This window comes from Winogradskyella sp. (assembly GCF_013213835.1).
Classification (GTDB): Bacteria; Bacteroidota; Bacteroidia; order Flavobacteriales; family Flavobacteriaceae; genus Winogradskyella.
Map to the genome: position 1 here is coordinate 1 of NZ_JABSSU010000010.1, position 20362 is coordinate 20362.

The window sequence follows — 20362 nt, forward strand, 5'->3', positions numbered from 1 at the left end:
AACACATCTACTTTAAGATGCATTGTCTGCGAAGCAGCGCAGATTGAAGTTCGCCTTTGGCGAATGTGTTATCATCGTGTTCGTGTATGGTTTGTGGTGTTGTGACCTAAGTTAGCAAAAAAGGAGGGAAGAGTGATTGGATTTTGCAAGAAATCCACGAGTCATCTTTAAACACCATGAACTATACACGTTGTTGTAGCTAGTTCTTTGACTGAATGCTAAAAATCTTTAAGTTCATTTATTCTAATATATCTGTGGCATCAAACTTATTATCCAGGTAATTATTTAAATGATAATCATCCAACTTGTTTAATATTTTTATTAGCTGTTTTTTTTCTAATTCGTTCAGTGGAAAACTCACAACTTTTGCAGCGGGTCTGGCATTATTATAAGCTCTGAAAATTTCTTGTTCTCCCTTATTGGTAAGCTTAATCAATTTACTTCTTTTATCATTGGGATTATCTATTTGTGTAAATATATTTTTTTCGATTAATCGATTAATGATTTGCATACCAGATGATTTTTCATAAACCATCTTTCTAATAAGTTCCATTTTACTTAAAGGACCATACTGATGAATTATCGCAGTAAATGGAAATTCCATATCTGTAGAAAAACCTGTTTGTTTCAAAGCATCTTTCAGGTACAAATTTGCGTAACGATTTAAACGTGCTAAATGCACTATAATTTCTTGATTTATTTCTTCCTCTTGAAGTTTTAAAATTTTCCTGTATTCCTGTTTATGATCTTTATTTCTTAAGAATTCCATATAAGATTCCAATGAAATATCAGAGTTAACCTCCAATTTATATTTTATCGCTTCATCTACCAGAAGTTTTATTAATGTCTCTATTTTCATAATTAAGTATTATTTAACACTAAAAAATATAAATATAGTACAAAATAGAACTAATATTGCAAAAAAAAAAAAAAATTGAAAGTTATGAAAAGATTAGTTACAACAATTTGTGTTTTTTTTCCATTCATCTTTTTTGCTCAGGTTACAGGCGAAATCTATGGGACAATAGTTGACGAAAAAAACATCCCAGTGGCAGGAGCTTCGGTTATACTGGAAAATACAACAAAAGGAGCACAAACCGATTTTGACGGAAAATATATAATTACCAACATCGAACCTGGTTCTTATAATTTAATTGCCAGTTATATAGGCTATGAAACTCAAACCAAGTTTAATATTCTTGTAAAGTCTAAGGGAAATCAATCTTACGATTTTGTTTTGGTGGATTCCGCAGAAGCCTTAGAACAAGTGGTTATTTCTAATAAGAATAAAATAAGTCGCCCACGAGAAACACCACTTTCAACCCAAACCTTATCAGCGGTAGAGATAGCTACTTATCCCGGAAGTAATAATGATGTTGTTCAAGTTGCTCAAACTTTACCAGGAGTATCTCCGTCTATCGGAGGGTTTAGAAATGACCTAATAATAAGGGGAGGAGCTCCCAACGAAACAGTTTATTATCTCGATGGAATGGAAATACCAAACATAAATCACTTCAGTACGCAAGGCAGTGCAGGAGGTCCAGTAGGAATGGTGAATGTATCCTTTATTAGTGATGTCACATTATCTACTTCGGCGTTTGGCGCACAATACGATAATCCATTATCGGGTGTTTTGCAATTCAAACAGCGAAATGGAAATGCTCGAAATTTTACTGGAAATTTTAGAATTAGTGCAAGTGAAGCCGCTTTGACTTTAGAAGGGCCCTTATTTAAAAAGGAAAATGAAGAATCTAAAACGACATTCATAGCATCGGTTCGTAGAAGCTATTTAGAATTTCTCTTTGAAACCATTGGACTTCCATTTAGACCGAACTACTGGGATTATCAATATAAATTGAACCATAAAATAGATGACTATAATTCGATAAGCTTGATTGGTATTGGATCTATAGATGATTTTTCTGTTGAGGCACCAGATGATTTTGATGCCGAACAACAAGCTCAATTAGAGCAGGCGCCTTTCATTAATCAAAGAACTAATGCAATTGGTATTACTTGGAATAATCGATTTAAAGATGGTACGGGTTTTATGCAAACCACAATGAGTAATAACTATTTAAACAATCAATTTACCAGATATGAGGATTCCGAGAATGAATCAGGAGTTCTCTTTAATAACGATGCTATTGAGAATGAAACTAAGTTGAGATATGAACTAACAAAGTTTTACGGAGACTGGAAGATTAAGGCAGGTTCTAATTTACAGTATTCGTTATATGAGAATAACACCATAAATGTACAGGATAACAATCAATTTAATACTGAAATAGACTTTTTGAAATACGGTTTATTTTTGAATGCAACTCGATCTTTTTTTGATAATACTTTAGACGTGTCTTTTGGATTTAGAATGGATGATGATACGTTCACAAATGAAGACAATTTATTATCTACATTCTCTCCGAGATTATCTGTCTCCTACGAGTTCATTGAAGATTGGAAAATCAACGCCTCTGTTGGACGATATTATAAAATTCCACCATATACCATCTTAGGGTTTAGAAATAATCAAAATCAGTTGGTTAATGAGAACGTAAATTATACTTTAAGCGACCATTTTGTTATTGGAATTCAAAACTATTTAAGTCCGTCTGCCAGTATATCACTTGAAGGTTTCTATAAACGCTATGATGATTATCCTGTTTCTGTTCTGGATGATGTTTCATTGGCAAATAAAGGTGCTGATTTTGAAGTTTTGGGAAGTGAAGATATCGAGAGTGTTGGTCGTGGGAGAAGTTATGGTGCTGAACTTCAATTTCAGCAAAAGTTGACCAATAATTTTTATGGCATATTTGCGTATACCTTTTTCTACAGTGAATTCACTGGGTTTGATCGTGACAGATATTTGCCTTCTGTTTGGGATAGTCGTCATCTTATTTCATTTACTGGAGGTTATAAATTAAATCGGAATTGGGAAATTAGTGCACGTTATCGTTTTGCTGGAGAAACACCCTTTGTACCTACAGATATTGATGCCACATTAAATGCCTATCCTGAAATTGTTTTGGATTATAACCGCTTAGGTCAAGAAAACCTGAATGTTTTTAGTCAGTTGGACGTCAGAATCGATAAGAAATGGAATTTTGAAAAATTATCACTTAATATTTTTGCAGAAGTGCAAAACCTTTTGGCACAAGAGATTCCTCAGCCTACTCAATTTGGTCTCGCAAGAGATTCGAACGGACAGATTCAAAATCCAAGAAGTTTAGTAGCAATTGAAACCGACACAGGACAAATAATTCCAAGTTTAGGAATAGTTTTAGATTTTTAATATCCAGTTCGAATAAAGGATTAGCTACAACGGTTTAGCTATGGTGTCGTTGCGGCTGGCAACGCAGCGTAGCGCCACTCCGGTGTGATTGGCGTTTTCTAATCGGTAGCGAAGCGCGTTGCATTACGCAAATATTCATGCTTTACTTTATAGACTAAAAGTAGGAAATATTCTCAAAGCACCTAATAAGTAGCAATGCATTATAGGTGTTGTTACCTACAGTATTTTAATCCAGTGAGTTGTAGATTATATCGAGAAATGATTTACGGTATGCTATGTCACTAAATTGATCTGCAGGAATTTTATCCAAAGCGTTTATTAAATCTTTGACATTTGTATAAAGGTCACCAGAAGCTTCATATTTCCAATAAGCATCTCGAAAATCAAATTCCCAACTTGAGTTATCTAAAATTTTTAATTGGTTAATTAAATAGTCGTAACATCCCATTTGAGAACCGACTGGAAACAATAAGTCAGGATTGAATCCCAAGTCCAATTTATATTTTTTTAGAATCTTTTTGTTTAATTCTCTACTACTAACTTTTTCTAATAGTACAGCATATCCGCTTTTGCTTATGTCGGTCAGATAGTTTTCCGTAAGCAAGTAGTTCTCGAAGAGGCTATGAACATTGTTTTTATAGATTGGTAGCCCCTCAATCGGTCCGTCCTGAGTTATTAGTCGATTGTATTTAATATCAGAGCATAGCTTGAATTTTTCTTTGGCGGCACGGTCAGAATTACTTTTGGTTGAGCTACAACCTGTGATTAAGAGAACTAATGATATTTTGAGTAGTCTTTTCAATATTGTAGGTAACTAAAGGGTTAAACGTAGTTCTGATTAGAGAATGAAAAGATAATAAATTCCATAGCAATAATTAGAGAAAATTACATCCTTATAGTCTCTAATTATTGATTGTCAATTAGCTTCGCATAGCGAAGTGTAAATTGAAGAATTTATTAGATTGGGAATTCGATGATCAGGGCCAAATTACTTTTAACCGGCGATGTCGCACGTTTTGGCTCGAAGCCCGTAGAAGGCGATTGACTTAGGTAAAGCTGTAATAGTAATTTGGTTTAACCCTTTAGATGATAACACATCTACTTTAAGATGCATTGTCTGCGAAGCAGCGCAGATTGAAGTTCGCCTTTGGCGAATGTGTTATCATCGGGTGTGTGTATGAGCAGTAGCGCATATATAGCTACGACTTTTCAGTAAGAAATATACTTAAATAAAAGTAAAAACGGTTCGAGTTAACACCCAAACCGCTATTGCTTATACACGTTGTTACCTGCTGGCTTTATTCTGTTACTAAGCCATATTCATTTATTTCTTGAGTTGTCATTTGGTGCATTCCATTGAAAGGTGCTGAATTTATTGTGAAAAAATAAAAATCTCTACCTTTTGTTTCTCCAAGCATTTCGGTAAAATAATCTAATTGCTCAATGTGACCTTCAGAATCCTCAGGTAATTGGTCGGCTGTCAGTCCTTCATAACAGCACCAAGAATGGACTCCTAAAATGGCGCCTGCTTCCATAGTTCTAACTTTACCTGAACAAAATAAATCTACACCACCAGAAAATATCATACTGTTCAATTTTAAGTGTGTACGATATCCTGCCTGACGAATAAGTCTACCTGTTTGAACATTTACTTCATCGTTGATTGAACCATCAATTAATCCTAGTTCAATGGTATTTACATTAGGATATTCGGCATTAATTTCAAGTATTTGATTATAAGTTAGACTGCCTAAAGTACCTGATATTCTTGCAATATTACCGAGTACTTCAAATTCAGAATCTCCAGCTTCGAATTGACTTTCTTGTAATGTAATTTCTAAATCTTTAGTCTCTGAGCCATTTGAGACTTGACCTGTTAGGGTTAAAGAATTCTCGTTTTCGATAATTGTAAAGTTATGTCCAATATATTCACTCGTTTCATTTGGTTTAAATAAAACTATTGCTCCATTAGGAAAGAAAGTGTCATCTAATGATATAGCAAATTGACCACTAGATGTTATATTAGAGACAACGAAATTATTATCGTTAATTTCAGCATCAGTTAGCGCATCAACATTTTGGGAAACACCATTATTAAATACAAAAGAGCTTTGTATTATAGTAATTGGTGTTTGATTTAAAGTATTAATTGGGTTGTTTAAATCTATAGTTACGTTAATGTCATCATCCTTTTGACAAGAAGTTGTTGTAACCATTAAAATCGAAATAATTAAATAGATTGTTTTCATTTTTGTTTTTTTAATTGATTTATAAATTCTTAACAAAAGTGAAATTTAATGTAATGATAAAGGTCTAGAATACGGTTGTATGAGTCTAATAAACCGTTATTAAGACCTTTTTACATAATAGTAGACTATTTCGTCCTATTGTTATTCTGAATAAATTGTAATGGTGTAAACGACGTAAACTCCTTGAAAACTTTGTAGAATGAAGCTTTTGAGCTAAAACCAGAGTCATATCCAATAGCGATTATACTTAGATTTTTCTTTTCAGGACTTAATAGTAATGTTTTAGCTTCTTCTACACGGTAATGATTAACAAATTGACTGAAATTATTTTCAGTTTTCCTTTTTATTAATTCGGATAAATATCGAGGACTAAGAGATAATCGTCTTGAAAAATCAACTAAAGAAATATTTGAATGTAGAAAGACCTTTTCTTCCTCCATTAATTTAATGATACTTTCAAAATTATTATTATCCTTTTCTAATTGATTTTTATTTGTTTCTTTAATTTTCTTGTCATCTCGTTTTATAGACTCATCGATATTTTCAAACACAATGGTTTGTTTTATGCCAGCTATTCCAATCCAAAAAATAAAAATAACATTAAATAAAGAAAATATAGCATTTGATAAAAAACTGTCATCAAATAACCAAAACGTCATTACAAAAAGATAAATTAATAGATACCAAATTACAAACTTAGCCCATTTAAGTAGCTTGCCATTTGAATTAGAGTAATAATCATTAACTGTTTCTTGATGTTTTTTTATATGTTTTAAAATTAGAATGCAATAAAACACAGAGAAAAGATATGATAGATTTACTAGAATATCTAAAAAGTCCATAAATGAACTTTTACTATATAATTCTAGTTTCTGTTGAGAGTTTTGAAAATAAAGAAATGAAAAGAATATAAATTCAAAGATACCTGGGATTAGTATCAGAAAAAGTTTTGATTTTTTGAAACTTATGTTTGAGACTCTCTTTATATAGATATAGAATAGAGGTAAAGTGAGATAGTAAAAGTTCAAAGGTAAAAAGAGTAAGTTGGGATTGGTTTCAAGTATTGACATCTCTTTTAGAATAGCATTAAACAGTTCTAAACTATAGGCTATTAAAAAAAGACCTAAGAAGATTTTAGGTCTCTTTATTCTACTCTCATATAGAAGTATTAGTCCTAAGAAGATTCCTTGGATTAAACCTAGGATGTCAATAAGGTTTATAATGTTAATGCAAATGTCTTCCAAATTCTATTTTTTCATTCCACAGGCTTGCAGGTAACTGTTTTGTATATGAGCAGTAGCGGAACTTAAGCAACTACTTTTCACAAAGCAATATACTTTATTTAAATAAAAAAATGGTTCGTGTTAGCACTAAAACCGATATTGCTTATACACGTTGTTGGCGATAGTAATTATTTAAAATACAGAAAGTCTTTAATATTTAATTAGAAGATATATATTAAAGTATAAGTCAAAATTAGTAGCTAATCCTTCTCATATTAGTAGTAGATTTTGCTTCCCAAGTCTTACCATCGTCAGAAGATTGTTCTACAATAATTTGAAATAAATCATCATTTAATATTTTCCATCGATTTCGAGACAAGCCTTGTTGCTTGAATGCGCTTTGAGTAACACTAAGTAAGAAATCCTTTCCATCTTGGTTCCATTCGTATATTGAATATGCTCCGTTACTAAAAGTGTAGGTTTCTATCCACTTGTTTTTTTGTCCGTCAAAGTAGCCCAACGTGCTGTAGGTAAATGGTTGTTGAAGATGTGTAAATTCTTTTCTAATACCGCAACCTCGTGAATCTAATTGTATATTAAGTTTACCATACAATTCCTCACCATCCTTTGTGACTAAATATTCGTGCCACTGTCCAATGAATGGCTCTATTAATTTTATATGATTGCCTTGGCAGTTTAACTCATTATTTATCTCGGGTTCTGTAACTATTTCAGATTTAACGTAACTACCCAAATCTTTCATTCCTTTTCCATTAACTAAAACGGTTTTATGGTTCTTTCTAATTTCTTGCCACTCCTTTTCTATATCACTATAAGTGCCTGCTGTGAAATATTCTACGGCTACTATATAGTCCCATTCAGTCGAAGCTTCTTTGCTTGCGTTTTCAATAAGTTTGTAATTATTAAATAAGCCTTGACTTACAGCTATACTGTCCATAGCAAACCAATTTTTCACAAGGAACGTTTTAAAGTTCTCTTTTTCATTTTGCTTGGCTTTAAGGAAGGTATAGGTCCAAGTTTTTTGTTGCTTGTTTTCTGCTTTCTCTTGAGCACAAGAAATTATTGGAATTATATGAAGAAATACGATAAGAACGATAATTTTATTTTTCATCAAACTAAAGATTTGAATGCAAAATTATGGCGATTAAGGCTTAAATAAATCGTACTAGTACTATAAAGCACTTTTAATGTTCTTTTTTCTCAAACGACTTAAATAAGTCGGTGTAATCCCTAAATAAGATGCAATATGTTTTGCAGGTATACGTTGCTCTAGAGTAGGATAAAGCATTAAAAAGTTTGAAAATCTTGTTAAAGCAGATTCTGATAAATGTTTACTAATTCTATCTTGTGTAGCTAATAATCTGTTTTGAAGAAGTATTCTAAAATATCTTTCAAGTTTTGGGATTTTAGAATATAATTCATCCATGTTTTTTTTATGTATACGCATAACAACGGTATCCTCAACTGCTTGAATATAGAATTCCGATGGTGTATTTCTCACAAAACTTTTAAGGTTGCCTGTCCACCAACCTTCAATTGCAAAAAGAGTAGTATGTTCATTTGCATTTTCATCTCGATAAAAAGAACGTAAACAACCATTAATCACAAAATATTCGTAACCGCATCTTTCACCTTCTGTTAATAGGTATTGATTCCGTTTTATTATGGCTATTTCGACCAAAGAAGTAAAAATGTCCTTTTCATATTCGTCCAACTCTATAATTCTTTCTAAACTTTTAAAAACTTTTGATAAATCCATAGAATTTTAATGTACTCAATGATTTTGTCTTATTATCGCCAACGGTCTCGTATAACCGTCAGTTACGGGTTTATATGTTTTACTTTTCGGTTAAGCACTGACGCTTGCAATTCCGAGTGGATTCGGACGTAGTCGAATCCGCCGTAATTGCGGTTATACATTGTTGTGCATAGTTTTTTATCCATATTCAAACCAAATGGTTTCTGAATTTCGGTCAATCGCATAGTCAATAAATCTTTTGAAATTCCTCAAGTCTTGTCCAAAGTTATTTCTAATATAACCTTCTCCTTTGTCTTTGTTGAAGTCAGAAAAATAGTATTCAGAGTTCATAGAGTCAAAATCAGTTTTTATTAATCTTTCGTATAAATTATCAATTTTTTCAAGACTATTTATTAACTTTTCTACGAGAATTTTTACTTGGTTTATATTTCCATTTAAGTCCTGTTTTCTTTTTTTAAAGTCAGCCTTTAAGCGTTCCTTTTCTTCTTCGTTTTCCGCAAACTCAATCATATCTATTTCTTCCTCTTCGCTTGGGTATTCAGTCATTTTGTACAGATGAGATATATCGATATTCGTTATTACTCCAATTTGGTCAAATTCAGGTGTGTGTTCAACTACTCCTGGTCTACACATTAGATTACAAAATTCCCTACTCAGAGAATAGAGCTTATCATTCTCAAAGTATTCTGGTGTGATTACTTCACTATCATTATTTACTCTTAAACTAATATCTAATCCCATTTTCTCAAATTATGCACAACGGTCTCGTATAACCGTCAGTTACGGATAAATTTACGTTTTATTTGGTTTAGAACTGACAGAGGCAATTCCGAGTGGATTCGGACGTAGTCGAATCCGCTGTAATTGCGGTTATACATTGTTGACAGACGTTTTTTTATTCCAAATCTTCATCATAAATTTTGTATTCATTCCTGAAACCTCTTTTATATGGTTCGCTTGATATCCAGTATCCACCTATATTGTAGATATTTTTGCCAGAACTGTCAGGTTTGTAAATCTTTAGGATTTGGTCTATACTATTTTTAACTACAACAGAATCATATTCAATTAGTGAAGGCTCAAGAAAATCATTTCCAACATCAAAGGCTTCTTGAAAACGTCTGGTTTCTTCAATCGGAATTGCCAAAGTTTTACTCAAGTTTTGGTCAACCGATATAAATTCGAGAATTAAGTCTTGTGTAGTTAGATTTTCAATGTCAGCTTCCATATCGGATACAGGGTCGCAACTGCAAAATACTACTGTTATTAAAAATACGCAGATGGAATTTTTCATTATTACTTTTTGTAGTTAGATGATAATTTCATTGAAAGGTTGCGTCAACATGTTTGCTAACGTTCCTGCTAAATGCCGTGACCAGGCAGTCGCAAGACATGGGCATTTAGCTCATGTTATGGGCAGTTTATTCTAATACTAGTTTTTCAGATAGATTAATATCCTTTTGTGAGTTTATTGCAAATTTGTACGAAGCATTCACAATTTCATTCCAAATACTTTCTGACATACCAGTATTAGTTAAAATTACGATACACAAATCTTCTTTTTCCAGATGATAGTAAATGCTTCTTATATCATACCACAGAAATCCTCCTTGATGCCCATAAACCTTACCTATATTTTCCAGATTAAAGTTGACAATCCCATAACCATAGTTTAACTGTTGCTTAGTGCCATTCAGCATCATCTTCAGTAAATCCTTATTAATTAAATCTCCCTTGAATAAAGCTTGGTCAAATTTATAAATATCTTCTGCGGTCGAATAAACTGCCCCAGCTCCCTTTGTAGAAGAAATGCTAAACATGTTTGTTAAGTTTTCAATGAGGTTATCCTTGTCAGGATTAATAAAGTATTCTGAAGATTTATTTTGAATCACCTCACCACATCCTTCTACGCCAGTATTCATCATTCCAGCTTTTTTAAACATACTATTCATAGCAATGTCGAAGGTTACCCCTTCAACCTTTTCTATGATAAAAGAAAGTATAGTATATGCTGTACTTGAATAAGAAAACTTTTTCCCTGGTGTGAATTTGGGGCTTGAATTGTATAATAATTTTTCAAAGTCATTAATGTAAAAGTCTTTATATGCTGTTACAGTTCTGTAGTTTACAAAATCCTCAAATCCTGATGTATGTGTCAGTAGTTGTTGGATGGTTACCTCTCGGCCCTTTTTGTCTTTATACTTTGGAAAGAAGTCCGCAATTTTTTGATCAAGTCGCAGTTTGCCTTTTTCAACAAGCTGGAGTACTTTAACTGCTGTGAAGGTTTTACTTACTGAGTATGTTGCGATTTTAGTTTTTCTCGTGTTTTTTGCATTAAGTTCCCTGTTTGCGAGCCCAAAGGCTTCATGAAATAATACCTTTTGACCTTTAGAAACCAGTACTACCCCATCAAACCGTTCTTGAGAATTTAGTTTAGTGAGCAAGCTATCTAATTTGGATTGCTGAGCAAACACATCAGAAAAAGTCAAGAAGAAATGCAGGATACATATTAATCTAAAAATCATAAAATTTATTATTGATAATTGTCCATAACAAAGGTTTTGTATATGATGCGTTGTTTGGTGTTCTGTCGCATCTATAGATTCAAATTTAAAGAAATAATATCTTTGAATTAAAAGTTTATGTTCAAAGGTCATTGTTTTCCAAAGTCAATCATAGTTCAAGCCGTTTACTTTAAGTTTAGATTTGGATTGAGTTATCGTGAGATTGAGGAATTAATGGCTATACGTGGTGTAAAAGTCGATCATGCTACCATACAACGCAGGGTATTTAAGTTTACTCCACTTTTAGAAAAAGAATTTAGAAAACGTAAGAAATCTGTCAAAAGAAGATGGCGAATGGACGAAACCTATGTCAAAGTTAGAGGTAAGTCGTGTTATCTATATAGGGCAGTATACAAACAAGGGAATACAGTTGATTTCCTTTTGACTAAAAGACGAAAACGGATGAGTGCTCAGTCATTTCTGATAAAAGCGATTGAAAATAATGGCAGGCCTGTATTAGTCAATATCGATAAAAGTGGTTCTAATAAACACGCAATTAGAATCTACAATAAGCGTTCATTATCAAAGATTCAAATTAGGCAATGTAAATATTTGAATAATATAGTGGAGCAGGATCATCGTTTTATAAAAAAACGGATATCCAGATCTTTAGGGTTTAAGGAATTTGAATCTGCTCGACGGACATTATCTGGAATAGAAATAGTACAGATAGGGAAGGAACATTTATTATCGAAAAGGAAATCAGCCTTTAAAGCATTCTATTTATTGGCTAGTTAGAAAACCTAATTTAGTTAATAACTTCAATTCAGCTTTAATAGATGCGAAAGAACCCCTTGACTAAAACATTAACTTTTTAATATTATCCATATAACCTCGGCTAACTCTTACTATGTCACCATTCTTCATAGTGACATCATAACTTTTGGTGTACTTATTTAATTCCTTTACTGCATTAAGATTAATTATAGATGAACGATGCACTCTGATAAAGATGGCATCATTAAGTTTTTCCTCCAATGTTGAAATACCATAATTACTAACATAAGTTTTACTTTCAGTAACGAGTTTAGAATAATCACCATAGGCCTCAATTCTAATAACATCCTCCAAACCCACAGTCACCAATTTATTTTGGCTTTGCACCAAGATACGTTCTGGAAACTTTGGAGTATCCATCAACAAGCTTTCGGCTAGCGGTCTAGCCTTATTTTCATCTATGTTTTGTTTCAGTCGATCTACGGCAACTTTAAATCTATCCTTTGTGTAAGGCTTTAGTAAATAATCAACAGCGTGAACCTCGAAGGCTTTCAAAGCATACTGATCATAAGCTGTAGAAAATATAATTTGTGGTAATTCTTCAAGGTGAGTGAGCACATCAAAACCGGTCATTCCTGGCATTTGTATGTCTAAAAAAACGAGGTCAGGCTTAAATTCATTGATAATCTTAACGGCATCTACTCCGTTATTGGCTTCGCCCAACAAAATCAATTCAGGATAGTCCTCCAAGTATTCTTTTATAAGTTGCCTACCTGCGGCTTCGTCATCTACTATTACTACTTTCCTCATATAGCAAATGATATTTTTAATCCTCGCGGCATATTATCAGATAAACTCAATGTACTTTGGTACATTTTTTCAAGTCGAAGTTTTGTGTTGGTGAGGCCAATACCTTTTTCAAAAACAGCGTTTTTATCTATTATACCAACACCAGTATCTGCAATTTCAAAATGTAACTTGTCATTCTTTTTAAATATGGTGATGCTAATCTTTCCACCTTCAATTAAGGAAGCTAATCCATGTTTTATGGAGTTCTCTATTAAAGGTTGTAATAACATTGGTGGTACCATTTCACTTTTTAAATTTTCTTCTACATTTATGTCAACCTTCAATCTCTCTTGGAATCTTTCCTTTTCCAAGGCTAGGTATTTATTCACAAATTCCAACTCTTCACTGAGCGGTACTTTCTCGACTTGCGAAGCTTTGAGCTGATATCTAAACAAGTCAGAAAGCTCAGCAATCATATTTCTAGTCTTTTCATTTTCAGGTGGAACAGAGGCACTTATAGTATTAAAGATATTATATAAAAAATGCGGATTTAATTGTGCCTTCAAAGCGGATAGTTCACTCTTCAGTGCTGCAGTTTTTAATTCTCCTTCAACTTTTAGTTTTCTCTGGTTTTCTTTAAAATAACGATAGGCAAAAAAACAGCCAAACTGTATTGCCATAAACAGAGAAGGAATATACCAGTCCCAGACTGCTCCTACATCTTCCAAATGCCATTTTCCTAAATAGTCAAGTAATAAATATCTTATTTCCCTTACTGCATAAACCATAATAGGGATTAATAAAGTTACTGTATAGATTTGCAGTAATGGCTTACGGTTTTTCAAAAGATACACACCTAAATACCAAATTAAAATAGAAGCAAAAAAATAAAAGACGTATTGCATCCCAGACATATACCAATAACCCTGGGGATCTGCCCAACCAAAGAAGCCATCCTCCTTAAAACCAAAAGTATTGTACCATAATACTAGTCTATATAATAAAGAGAAGAAAAGGTAGAATAGAAATATGATGACTACATCGCGTTTTGAAATCTTTTTAATCATAATTCATTTATTGAGTTATAAAGATAGAATTTAATACTGTTTTCAATAATCCTAAAACGATGAGTTGACCTATAGACCGATAAGTTGACCATGCCCATTTAACTGGCCAATGGTCCATCCATCGGTTTGAACGTGCACATAATAATGGAATATCGCAGATTTGTATCAGAAATTAAAACGAATACTTATGAGAGCTTTTACTTCAATATTAATAATGTTAATTTTTGGTCTTACTACCGCACAAAATTCAATAACAGGAAAAGTAGTAACAGAAAACCAACAGCCAGTAGCATCAGCAATAGTATCATTAATAGATTCTGAGGCCAACGACTTTGTCAAAGGTGAATTATCTAATGATTCAGGGAACTTTAGATTTAAAAATATAGAGAATGGTTCTTATGTCGTCCTTATTACTAGTCTAGGCCTTAAGGACTATAAATCTGATGTATTCTTACTAAATAACAATGATAAAGCTCTTGGCACTATTATAATGACTGATGATTCTGCTGAACTTGACGAGGTAACTATAGTCGCAGAAAAACCAATGATTGAAGTAAGGGCAGATAAAACCGTATTTAATGTCGCTAACACTGTAAATGCCATTGGAGATTCTGGCTTTGAGTTATTGCGAAAAGCACCAGGAATAATTATAGACAATTCTGATAGTATTATTGTTGAAGGTAAGACAGGAGTGTTATTCTATATTGATGACAGACCTTCGGTACTTAGAGGTGCAGATTTAGTGAACTTTCTCAAAACCCTACAAGCTGCTGATATCGAAGCTATAGAAATCATTACTCAGCCATCATCTCGCTTTGATGCAGAAGGTAATGCAGGAATCATAAACATAAAGCTAAAAAGAGATAAGTCATTAGGAACCAACGGAACCGTTGCTTCATCTTTAACCGTTGGTGATTTTGCAAGAACCAGTAATTCACTCTCATTTAATAACAGAAACAAAAAGACGAGTTTGTATGGCACTTATAGCAATAACTTTGGGAGAAGTACAAATTACATCAATCTAAATAGAACACAAAGTGGTACAAACTTCGATGCCAGAACACAAAGTGTGTTTGAAAATAACAGTAATAATGTAAGACTTGGTTTTGATTATTATGCCAATAAAAAATCAACTTTTGGAATCATTGTAGCCGGAAACTTCAACAATTCTAGCTCTGAAAGTGATTCTAGGACACCTATTACCCCTAATAATGCTAATAATCCTTCTGAAGTATTAATTGCAGAAAGTGATTCTAAAAATAAAACGTATAATCTATTTTCTAACCTCAACTACAGATTTAAGGATACACTGGGACATGTTATAAGCATTAATTTGGATTATGGAAAATATGGCAGTGACAGAACAAATCTTCAGCCTAACCGCTATTTAGATGGCAATGAATCTCAAATATTGAGTGAAAATATTGTCTTCTTTGATACTCCTATAGATATTTCAATACTGTCGGGTCAAATAGACTATGAACAAAACTTTATGAAGGGAGTTCTTAGTTTGGGTACAAAATACTCTAAAGTAAATACAGAAAATAGCTTTGATGCTTTTGATAGAACCAATGGTAATAATGATTTGGATGAAACACAGTCTAATGACTTTAATTATGATGAACAGATCTATGCAGCCTATTTTAACTATAACAGAAGGTTCGATAAGTTCAATCTACAGCTTGGATTAAGAATGGAACATACCGTTTCCGATGGTCAATTAACAAGTTTATTGGGTGATCAAGACAATCGCGTAAAACGCAATTATACCAACTGGTTTCCAAGTGGTGGAATTACCTATCAAATGAATCAAAAAAATAGCTTCGCTTTAATCTACAGCAAACGTATTCAGCGACCTAATTATCAAAGTTTAAATCCTTTTCAATACCGAATTGACGAGCTCTCTTTTAGACAAGGCAACCCGTTTCTACAACCTCAATATACAGACAATGTTAAGCTTTCACACACTTATAATTACCGACTAACTACATCATTGAGCTATAGTTTTGTATCAGACTTTTTTGCACAGGTTACAGAAGCTGTGGGTGATGATCAAAACTTTATTATACAGCGAAATGTTGCCAATCAAGAAATCATTAACCTTGGTATATCCTACCCAACAAAATTTAATGATTGGTGGAGAGTTTACTTAAGTGTTAATGCTTATCGCAGTATCTATGACGCCACAAACCCAGACTTTGTTTCTACAAAGCAAAACACCTTAAGCTTATATGCTCAAAACACATTTAAACTACCAAGAAATCTAACATTTGAAGTCTCTGGCTGGTATAGTTCACCATCTGTTTGGGGAGGAACTTATGAAACACGTAGTCTTGGTTCTCTTAATCTAGCGTTTCAAAAACGCTACTTAGACAATAAGCTTACTGTTCGCCTTGGCTTTAACGATATTCTCTTTACCTCACCATGGCAAGGTACGACACGCTTTGGAGATTTATTTATTGATGGAAATGGAGGTAACGATAGCAGACAGGCACGCTTTAACCTAACTTATAACTTTGGTCGTGATGAAATTAAAAAGGCGAGAAAACGCAATACAGGAATTGAAGACGAAAAAAATAGAATAAATTAAAACATATAGAAATTATGAAAACTAAACTTTTAACGCTGGTCCTTGTGCTAACAATAGTATGGATTGGCAATGCACAAAAGACCTATCTGAAAATTACCAATAGTGAAATTGGAACAAATGTCATTATGTATCCACCAGGAACAAAATTTGAATTAAAAACCAAAGAAGGCTATATTATTTTTAAAAACAGTAGTGATCCTGGAAGTATAGAAATTAAAGAAAAACACACCTTATATGTGTATCCAAGTTGGAAAGACAGTGCAGATGTTTTTGTATTAAAAGACGGTAAAGTTGAAAAAGTACTCACCTCAACCTATGGAGACGCTGATAAAGACTACGACATAAAAGAGATATCAAGCAATGGAGTTACTGCCGAGTCCAAGGTTACAGATTCTAAAACTTTAGAAGGCAAAAAGAACTTAGAATTTACCCTAAGTAATGGTATTACGTTTAATTACATCGACGGTTTATATAGCGCTGTATTGGGAGAAAAGAACCTCACCATAAAACACAAATATATTGTTTACAGTGATTTAGGCACACTGAAACTAAGCTTTAATCCAAGCAACGGTGTGGTTTGGTGGGTCTTTGAAAATTATAATAATTAAAAACTTATAATTATAAAACCTTTACAGCTACTAGAATTGAGTTAATTTTTAAGGTGTTCTAAGCAGGACCTTATGTAAAAGTTTAAACCTTAATTCTGTATTAATTTTTAAGTTTAGGACATATTTATAAGTTATTCGTAATCACCTTAACAAAAATATCCTCTATTTACTGGATTGTATTTCCTTCATCATTATTTTGAATAAGGATAATGTCAATCTGTATTTTTTGAATAAAAGTATCCTAATATATTGATGTTAAATTGACAGGATTTCTCACAACATTTTAATAAAGTATTGTTTAACCGCAATAGCAAACTGTATAAGATTTGCATAAGAAAGTGCATACGATTTTAGAAAATATATAGTTAGATACCTTCAGAAATAAGCCATTACAGTTTCTCTGCAATTCTCATTAAATCACCATCATTATAGTGCTGTAATGAATTGCCACAGTGTACAATGATGATGTCTTTGTTTGGGATGACATAAATATTCTGTCCAAGATTTCCATTTGCAAAAAACTGAAAGCTAGAGTCACAATTGGTATTTCCCCACCATTGATAAGAATAGTAATTGTGTTTGCATCCTTTACCAAGCCAATCCGGATAGTTATCGCGAGAGATTGTTTTATCTTCTCTAGTTGATTTAATTACCCAATCCTTTGAAATAATTTGATCCCCATTCCAGTTCCCCTTTTTTAGAAAAAGACGCCCAAATCGCGCATAATCTATGGCTCTTGCGATGAGTCTACTAGGCATGTATTCAAAACCAGAGGCTTTACTGTCGATAGAAAACAATGCATCATACTCCATTATTTGCGACCAAAGCTTTTCTTCGAGATACTTTGATACTGTTTTTTTTGTGGCTCGTTCAAGAATTAATCCAAGGTAACTAGTGTTATAATTATTGTATTCAAATGCCTTACCAGGCTCAGATTCAATTTTTTGTTTTTCAAGTAATAACTTTCGAACGTTGGGATGGTAATATCCAATAACTTCATCGTTCCATGGTGCATGAATATTAATTAAAGGTATAAAATCGGTGTTATATTCAAGACCTGAACGCATTTCTAGAAGATGTTTAATAGTAATCTTTTCGAATCTTGTATCGCGCTTAGATAATTCAGGAATGTAAGTTGTCATTGGGTCATTAACACTTTTAATAAGTCCTTCGTCAATAGCAGATCCAATCAAAAATGAAATAAACGATTTAGCTACTGATTGGGAGTGGAAATAAGACTCCTTACTGAATCCGTTAAAGTACTTTTCATAAAGAATTGTATCATTTTTAATAAATATGAGGGCTGTAGTTTGAGATTTTTCTGCCCATTCGTTAAACGAATTAAAACCTGAACTAGCAACACGTTCATCAAAAAGTGATTCTACATAGGATTCTTCTAATTTTTTTTCAAATTGAAAAGTGTCTGTACTTGCATTAATAGTTCTGTTTTCAAAGTTTTGGTAATCATAAACATCAGCCACATTCATTGTAATTGTTCTGTAAACGTATGTTGGCGAGTACATAATAGAAAGTATGAGTAATAAAAGTAAGACTAGAATTATTGGAGATAGAATAACAATTTTAAGTACTTTTTTCATATCAGGTCTTTTGAATTACTTTTTTTGATTATTCTAACGACAGATTTTTTATAATCCCTTTCTTAAGTCTATTAAAGTTTCACAAAAATAAAGCTATTTACCATAGACTTTATTGCTCATCGGTCTTTTATTTAAGAAACTTTAATTGTGGTTTATAAATAGCTTCTTTTTTATTGGTTTTATGAGATGTAGTAATATGTTTTTTAAGTGTTTACGTTATTTAAAACACTATGTTTTAAATTAAAAGTAAGTTCAATATTTTGCATTTCCTTTTTAATTCCTTTTCTAAACTGTATGTATAAAACGATAATCATAATAAGATAAATTGCATCAAAGAGAATCACCAGTTCAACAGCTAAGTACTTTAAGAACTCTGGAGTGATCATATAGAAGCCAATTGTGTATAGCAGCAATATAATGGGCATGATAATGGTGTGTATGATTTTTCTGTGCTCATGAAAACGAATGACTTTTTCAATGGTTTGCATTGTATTTTCATGGATTTGTACCTTTTTTATTTTAGAAATACTTTTTAATTCTGTAAGAATCCGAAAACATAAGCCAAGAATCATTAGACCAGCTCCAATTATACTTGCGACATCTTTTACTGGTGCCACAAATTTAAAGAAACCTGTAATAACCACTAAAGTTAGTGTAAGAATCATAAGTGTGCCGTAGTAAAACTTGATATTGTCACTATTTATGCGACCAATTTTTTCATAGATAGATGTCATATTCATATCAGAATATTGAATGCTTTTTTTGCTCTTTTTCCATTTGTCTTCTATTGAAGTAAAACTATTATTCATTGCTCAATATTTTATTTAGACGTTTTTTTATTCGATGAATTTTTACGCGTATTGTTGTATGCTCAATTCCTAAGACTTCAGCGATATCTTCATTAGATTGCCCCTCTAAAACCATCATTATAATCAGTCGGTCAGCTTCTTTTAATTGTCCTATGGCATGGTATAGTTGTGCTGCGTCATCTTCTTTATCTTTCAAAGAATCTTCAGCAACAGGATTAGAATATTCATTAATTGGAAATGTAACCAGGTTTTTCTCTTTTCTTATTAACTGTAAACACGTATTAACTGTAATCCGATAAATCCAAGTTTTATAGGAGGATAAGCCTTTAAATGAATTTAGGCTTGTCCATATTTTAATAAAAACTTCCTGAACTAAATCATTAGCCTTTTCTCTATCACCACTCATAAATCCTAGACACATATGAAGCACCATAGTGGCATATTCTTTATGAAGTGAATCAAAAAGATCTGTTTTTTTAGTTTTCATTTATTAAAAATGAGTTTAGGATATCACAAAACCAATCTTGGTTATCAAACATTATAAAGTGCTTTCCTTTTGGTGCGAGTTTCACCGTCTTATTATTAAGTTTTTTATATTGATTTTCCATTGTCTCTAAAGCCATAGGTCCATAACTAGGGGCAACTAAAACTAAGGACTTTGCTTTAATTTTTGAAAGTTTTGGTCGAAGATCTAATTTTAATAAATCTGTATAACCGTAAACATAAGTTTTTCTATCGGCTTCTAAAATCCATTGCACAATTTCCTTTTGTTTGTCCTTATCATCAGTCATACCTATCGCTACATTGGTCACCATGGCCTTAAACTGGTCGTCTTCCATGTTTAACATTTGGTTATTATATCCACTTTTGTATGTAATGCTTTCTTCTGGAACACCAGGCATCATTACTTCTCTCATACATGCAAGTGCATCAACTATTACAAGTTTTTTAACTATGTTAGGGTATTCGGCAGCTATTTCTACAGCTAAGTTTCCTCCCATACTATGACCAATAATGGTTAAAACATCAAAATCTTTTTTCTTAATATAGGAGATTAAAGCTTCTTTTATTTTTGG

The 20362-nt window shown here is 32.5% G+C and carries 19 protein-coding genes; 4 read left to right on the plus strand and 15 right to left on the minus strand.

Annotation, left to right across the window (positions count from 1 at the left end):
- Positions 1 to 238 precede the first annotated feature (238 nt).
- The gene (locus HRU50_RS13875) at positions 239 to 859 is read right to left on the minus strand and encodes a MarR family transcriptional regulator (RefSeq protein ID WP_296351703.1); all 621 of its coding nucleotides are present in this window, start codon (positions 857 to 859) and stop codon (positions 239 to 241) included.
- An 84-nt stretch (positions 860 to 943) separates the two neighbouring features.
- On the opposite strand from HRU50_RS13875, the gene HRU50_RS13880 reads away from it, so the two are divergent.
- Entirely contained in the window at positions 944 to 3292 is a 2349-nt protein-coding gene (locus tag HRU50_RS13880; protein WP_296351704.1) for a TonB-dependent receptor, read from the plus strand.
- A gap of 226 nt (positions 3293 to 3518) precedes the next feature.
- Here HRU50_RS13880 and HRU50_RS13885 read toward each other — a convergent pair whose 3' ends face one another.
- The 8 genes from HRU50_RS13885 to HRU50_RS13920 form a co-directional block, all read right to left on the minus strand.
- Positions 3519 to 4094, minus strand: a complete 576-nt coding sequence (locus tag HRU50_RS13885; RefSeq protein ID WP_296351705.1) for a hypothetical protein — start codon at positions 4092 to 4094, stop codon at positions 3519 to 3521.
- Positions 4095 to 4590: 496 nt separating this feature from the next.
- Positions 4591 to 5541 (minus strand): hypothetical protein, encoded by a 951-nt coding sequence (locus tag HRU50_RS13890; RefSeq protein WP_296351706.1) that lies wholly within the window; start codon positions 5539 to 5541, stop codon positions 4591 to 4593.
- Positions 5542 to 5666: 125 nt separating this feature from the next.
- On the minus strand, positions 5667 to 6383 hold the full coding sequence (locus HRU50_RS13895) for an AraC family transcriptional regulator (protein ID WP_296351707.1): 717 nt from the start codon (positions 6381 to 6383) through the stop codon (positions 5667 to 5669).
- 634 nt (positions 6384 to 7017) lie between these two features.
- The gene (locus tag HRU50_RS13900; protein WP_296351708.1) at positions 7018 to 7896 is read right to left on the minus strand and encodes a hypothetical protein; all 879 of its coding nucleotides are present in this window, start codon (positions 7894 to 7896) and stop codon (positions 7018 to 7020) included.
- A gap of 60 nt (positions 7897 to 7956) precedes the next feature.
- The gene (locus HRU50_RS13905; RefSeq protein ID WP_296351709.1) at positions 7957 to 8544 is read right to left on the minus strand and encodes a Crp/Fnr family transcriptional regulator; all 588 of its coding nucleotides are present in this window, start codon (positions 8542 to 8544) and stop codon (positions 7957 to 7959) included.
- 177 nt (positions 8545 to 8721) lie between these two features.
- The gene (locus HRU50_RS13910) at positions 8722 to 9285 is read right to left on the minus strand and encodes a hypothetical protein (protein WP_296351710.1); all 564 of its coding nucleotides are present in this window, start codon (positions 9283 to 9285) and stop codon (positions 8722 to 8724) included.
- Positions 9286 to 9439: 154 nt separating this feature from the next.
- Positions 9440 to 9838 (minus strand): hypothetical protein, encoded by a 399-nt coding sequence (locus HRU50_RS13915; protein ID WP_296351711.1) that lies wholly within the window; start codon positions 9836 to 9838, stop codon positions 9440 to 9442.
- A gap of 127 nt (positions 9839 to 9965) precedes the next feature.
- Positions 9966 to 11201: a serine hydrolase gene (locus HRU50_RS13920; protein WP_296351712.1), complete on the minus strand. Its 1236-nt coding sequence runs from the start codon at positions 11199 to 11201 to the stop codon at positions 9966 to 9968.
- On the opposite strand from HRU50_RS13920, the gene HRU50_RS13925 reads away from it, so the two are divergent.
- A complete protein-coding gene (locus tag HRU50_RS13925) occupies positions 11187 to 11846 on the plus strand; it encodes an IS6 family transposase (RefSeq protein ID WP_296351713.1) in 660 nt (219 codons plus the stop codon). The two genes, HRU50_RS13920 and HRU50_RS13925, sit on opposite strands and share 15 nt — an antisense overlap.
- 60 nt (positions 11847 to 11906) lie before the next feature.
- On the opposite strand, the gene HRU50_RS13930 is transcribed toward HRU50_RS13925, so the two are convergent.
- A complete protein-coding gene (locus HRU50_RS13930) occupies positions 11907 to 12635 on the minus strand; it encodes a response regulator (RefSeq protein ID WP_296351714.1) in 729 nt (242 codons plus the stop codon).
- The gene (locus tag HRU50_RS13935) at positions 12632 to 13681 is read right to left on the minus strand and encodes a histidine kinase (protein WP_296351715.1); all 1050 of its coding nucleotides are present in this window, start codon (positions 13679 to 13681) and stop codon (positions 12632 to 12634) included. Before HRU50_RS13935 ends, HRU50_RS13930 begins: the two co-directional genes overlap by 4 nt.
- A 187-nt stretch (positions 13682 to 13868) precedes the next feature.
- On the opposite strand from HRU50_RS13935, the gene HRU50_RS13940 reads away from it, so the two are divergent.
- Both HRU50_RS13940 and HRU50_RS13945 read left to right on the plus strand, forming a co-directional pair.
- Entirely contained in the window at positions 13869 to 16271 is a 2403-nt protein-coding gene (locus tag HRU50_RS13940) for an outer membrane beta-barrel family protein (protein ID WP_296351716.1), read from the plus strand.
- 14 nt (positions 16272 to 16285) lie between these two features.
- A complete protein-coding gene (locus HRU50_RS13945; protein WP_296351717.1) occupies positions 16286 to 16879 on the plus strand; it encodes a hypothetical protein in 594 nt (197 codons plus the stop codon).
- A gap of 389 nt (positions 16880 to 17268) precedes the next feature.
- Here the strand turns inward: HRU50_RS13945 and HRU50_RS13950 are convergent, their stop codons facing one another.
- From HRU50_RS13950 to HRU50_RS13965, 4 genes are all read right to left on the minus strand, one after another.
- Positions 17269 to 18477 (minus strand): serine hydrolase, encoded by a 1209-nt coding sequence (locus tag HRU50_RS13950; RefSeq protein ID WP_296351718.1) that lies wholly within the window; start codon positions 18475 to 18477, stop codon positions 17269 to 17271.
- Positions 18478 to 18680: 203 nt separating this feature from the next.
- The gene (locus HRU50_RS13955) at positions 18681 to 19286 is read right to left on the minus strand and encodes a hypothetical protein (RefSeq protein WP_296351719.1); all 606 of its coding nucleotides are present in this window, start codon (positions 19284 to 19286) and stop codon (positions 18681 to 18683) included.
- The gene (locus HRU50_RS13960; protein WP_296351720.1) at positions 19279 to 19773 is read right to left on the minus strand and encodes a sigma-70 family RNA polymerase sigma factor; all 495 of its coding nucleotides are present in this window, start codon (positions 19771 to 19773) and stop codon (positions 19279 to 19281) included. Before HRU50_RS13960 ends, HRU50_RS13955 begins: the two co-directional genes overlap by 8 nt.
- Positions 19763 to 20356 carry an alpha/beta hydrolase gene (locus HRU50_RS13965; protein WP_366927381.1) on the minus strand — a complete coding sequence of 198 codons (594 nt, stop codon included), beginning with the start codon at positions 20354 to 20356 and terminating at the stop codon, positions 19763 to 19765. Before HRU50_RS13965 ends, HRU50_RS13960 begins: the two co-directional genes overlap by 11 nt.
- Positions 20357 to 20362: the final 6 nt, after the last annotated feature.

What these genes read in the sequence shown, in the direction of transcription:
- HRU50_RS13875 (WP_296351703.1), bottom strand. Translation starts at nt 859, where the DNA reads ATGAAAATAGAGACATTAATAAAACTTCTGGTAGATGAAGCGATAAAA.
- HRU50_RS13880 (WP_296351704.1), top strand. Translation starts at nt 944, where the DNA reads ATGAAAAGATTAGTTACAACAATTTGTGTTTTTTTTCCATTCATCTTT.
- HRU50_RS13890 (WP_296351706.1), bottom strand. Translation starts at nt 5,541, where the DNA reads ATGAAAACAATCTATTTAATTATTTCGATTTTAATGGTTACAACAACT.
- HRU50_RS13895 (WP_296351707.1), bottom strand. Translation starts at nt 6,383, where the DNA reads ATGGACTTTTTAGATATTCTAGTAAATCTATCATATCTTTTCTCTGTG.
- HRU50_RS13900 (WP_296351708.1), bottom strand. Translation starts at nt 7,896, where the DNA reads ATGAAAAATAAAATTATCGTTCTTATCGTATTTCTTCATATAATTCCA.
- HRU50_RS13905 (WP_296351709.1), bottom strand. Translation starts at nt 8,544, where the DNA reads ATGGATTTATCAAAAGTTTTTAAAAGTTTAGAAAGAATTATAGAGTTG.
- HRU50_RS13910 (WP_296351710.1), bottom strand. Translation starts at nt 9,285, where the DNA reads ATGGGATTAGATATTAGTTTAAGAGTAAATAATGATAGTGAAGTAATC.
- HRU50_RS13915 (WP_296351711.1), bottom strand. Translation starts at nt 9,838, where the DNA reads ATGAAAAATTCCATCTGCGTATTTTTAATAACAGTAGTATTTTGCAGT.
- HRU50_RS13925 (WP_296351713.1), top strand. Translation starts at nt 11,187, where the DNA reads ATGTTCAAAGGTCATTGTTTTCCAAAGTCAATCATAGTTCAAGCCGTT.
- HRU50_RS13920 (WP_296351712.1), bottom strand. Translation starts at nt 11,201, where the DNA reads ATGACCTTTGAACATAAACTTTTAATTCAAAGATATTATTTCTTTAAA.
- HRU50_RS13930 (WP_296351714.1), bottom strand. Translation starts at nt 12,635, where the DNA reads ATGAGGAAAGTAGTAATAGTAGATGACGAAGCCGCAGGTAGGCAACTT.
- HRU50_RS13935 (WP_296351715.1), bottom strand. Translation starts at nt 13,681, where the DNA reads ATGATTAAAAAGATTTCAAAACGCGATGTAGTCATCATATTTCTATTC.
- HRU50_RS13940 (WP_296351716.1), top strand. Translation starts at nt 13,869, where the DNA reads ATGAGAGCTTTTACTTCAATATTAATAATGTTAATTTTTGGTCTTACT.
- HRU50_RS13945 (WP_296351717.1), top strand. Translation starts at nt 16,286, where the DNA reads ATGAAAACTAAACTTTTAACGCTGGTCCTTGTGCTAACAATAGTATGG.
- HRU50_RS13950 (WP_296351718.1), bottom strand. Translation starts at nt 18,477, where the DNA reads ATGAAAAAAGTACTTAAAATTGTTATTCTATCTCCAATAATTCTAGTC.
- HRU50_RS13955 (WP_296351719.1), bottom strand. Translation starts at nt 19,286, where the DNA reads ATGAATAATAGTTTTACTTCAATAGAAGACAAATGGAAAAAGAGCAAA.
- HRU50_RS13960 (WP_296351720.1), bottom strand. Translation starts at nt 19,773, where the DNA reads ATGAAAACTAAAAAAACAGATCTTTTTGATTCACTTCATAAAGAATAT.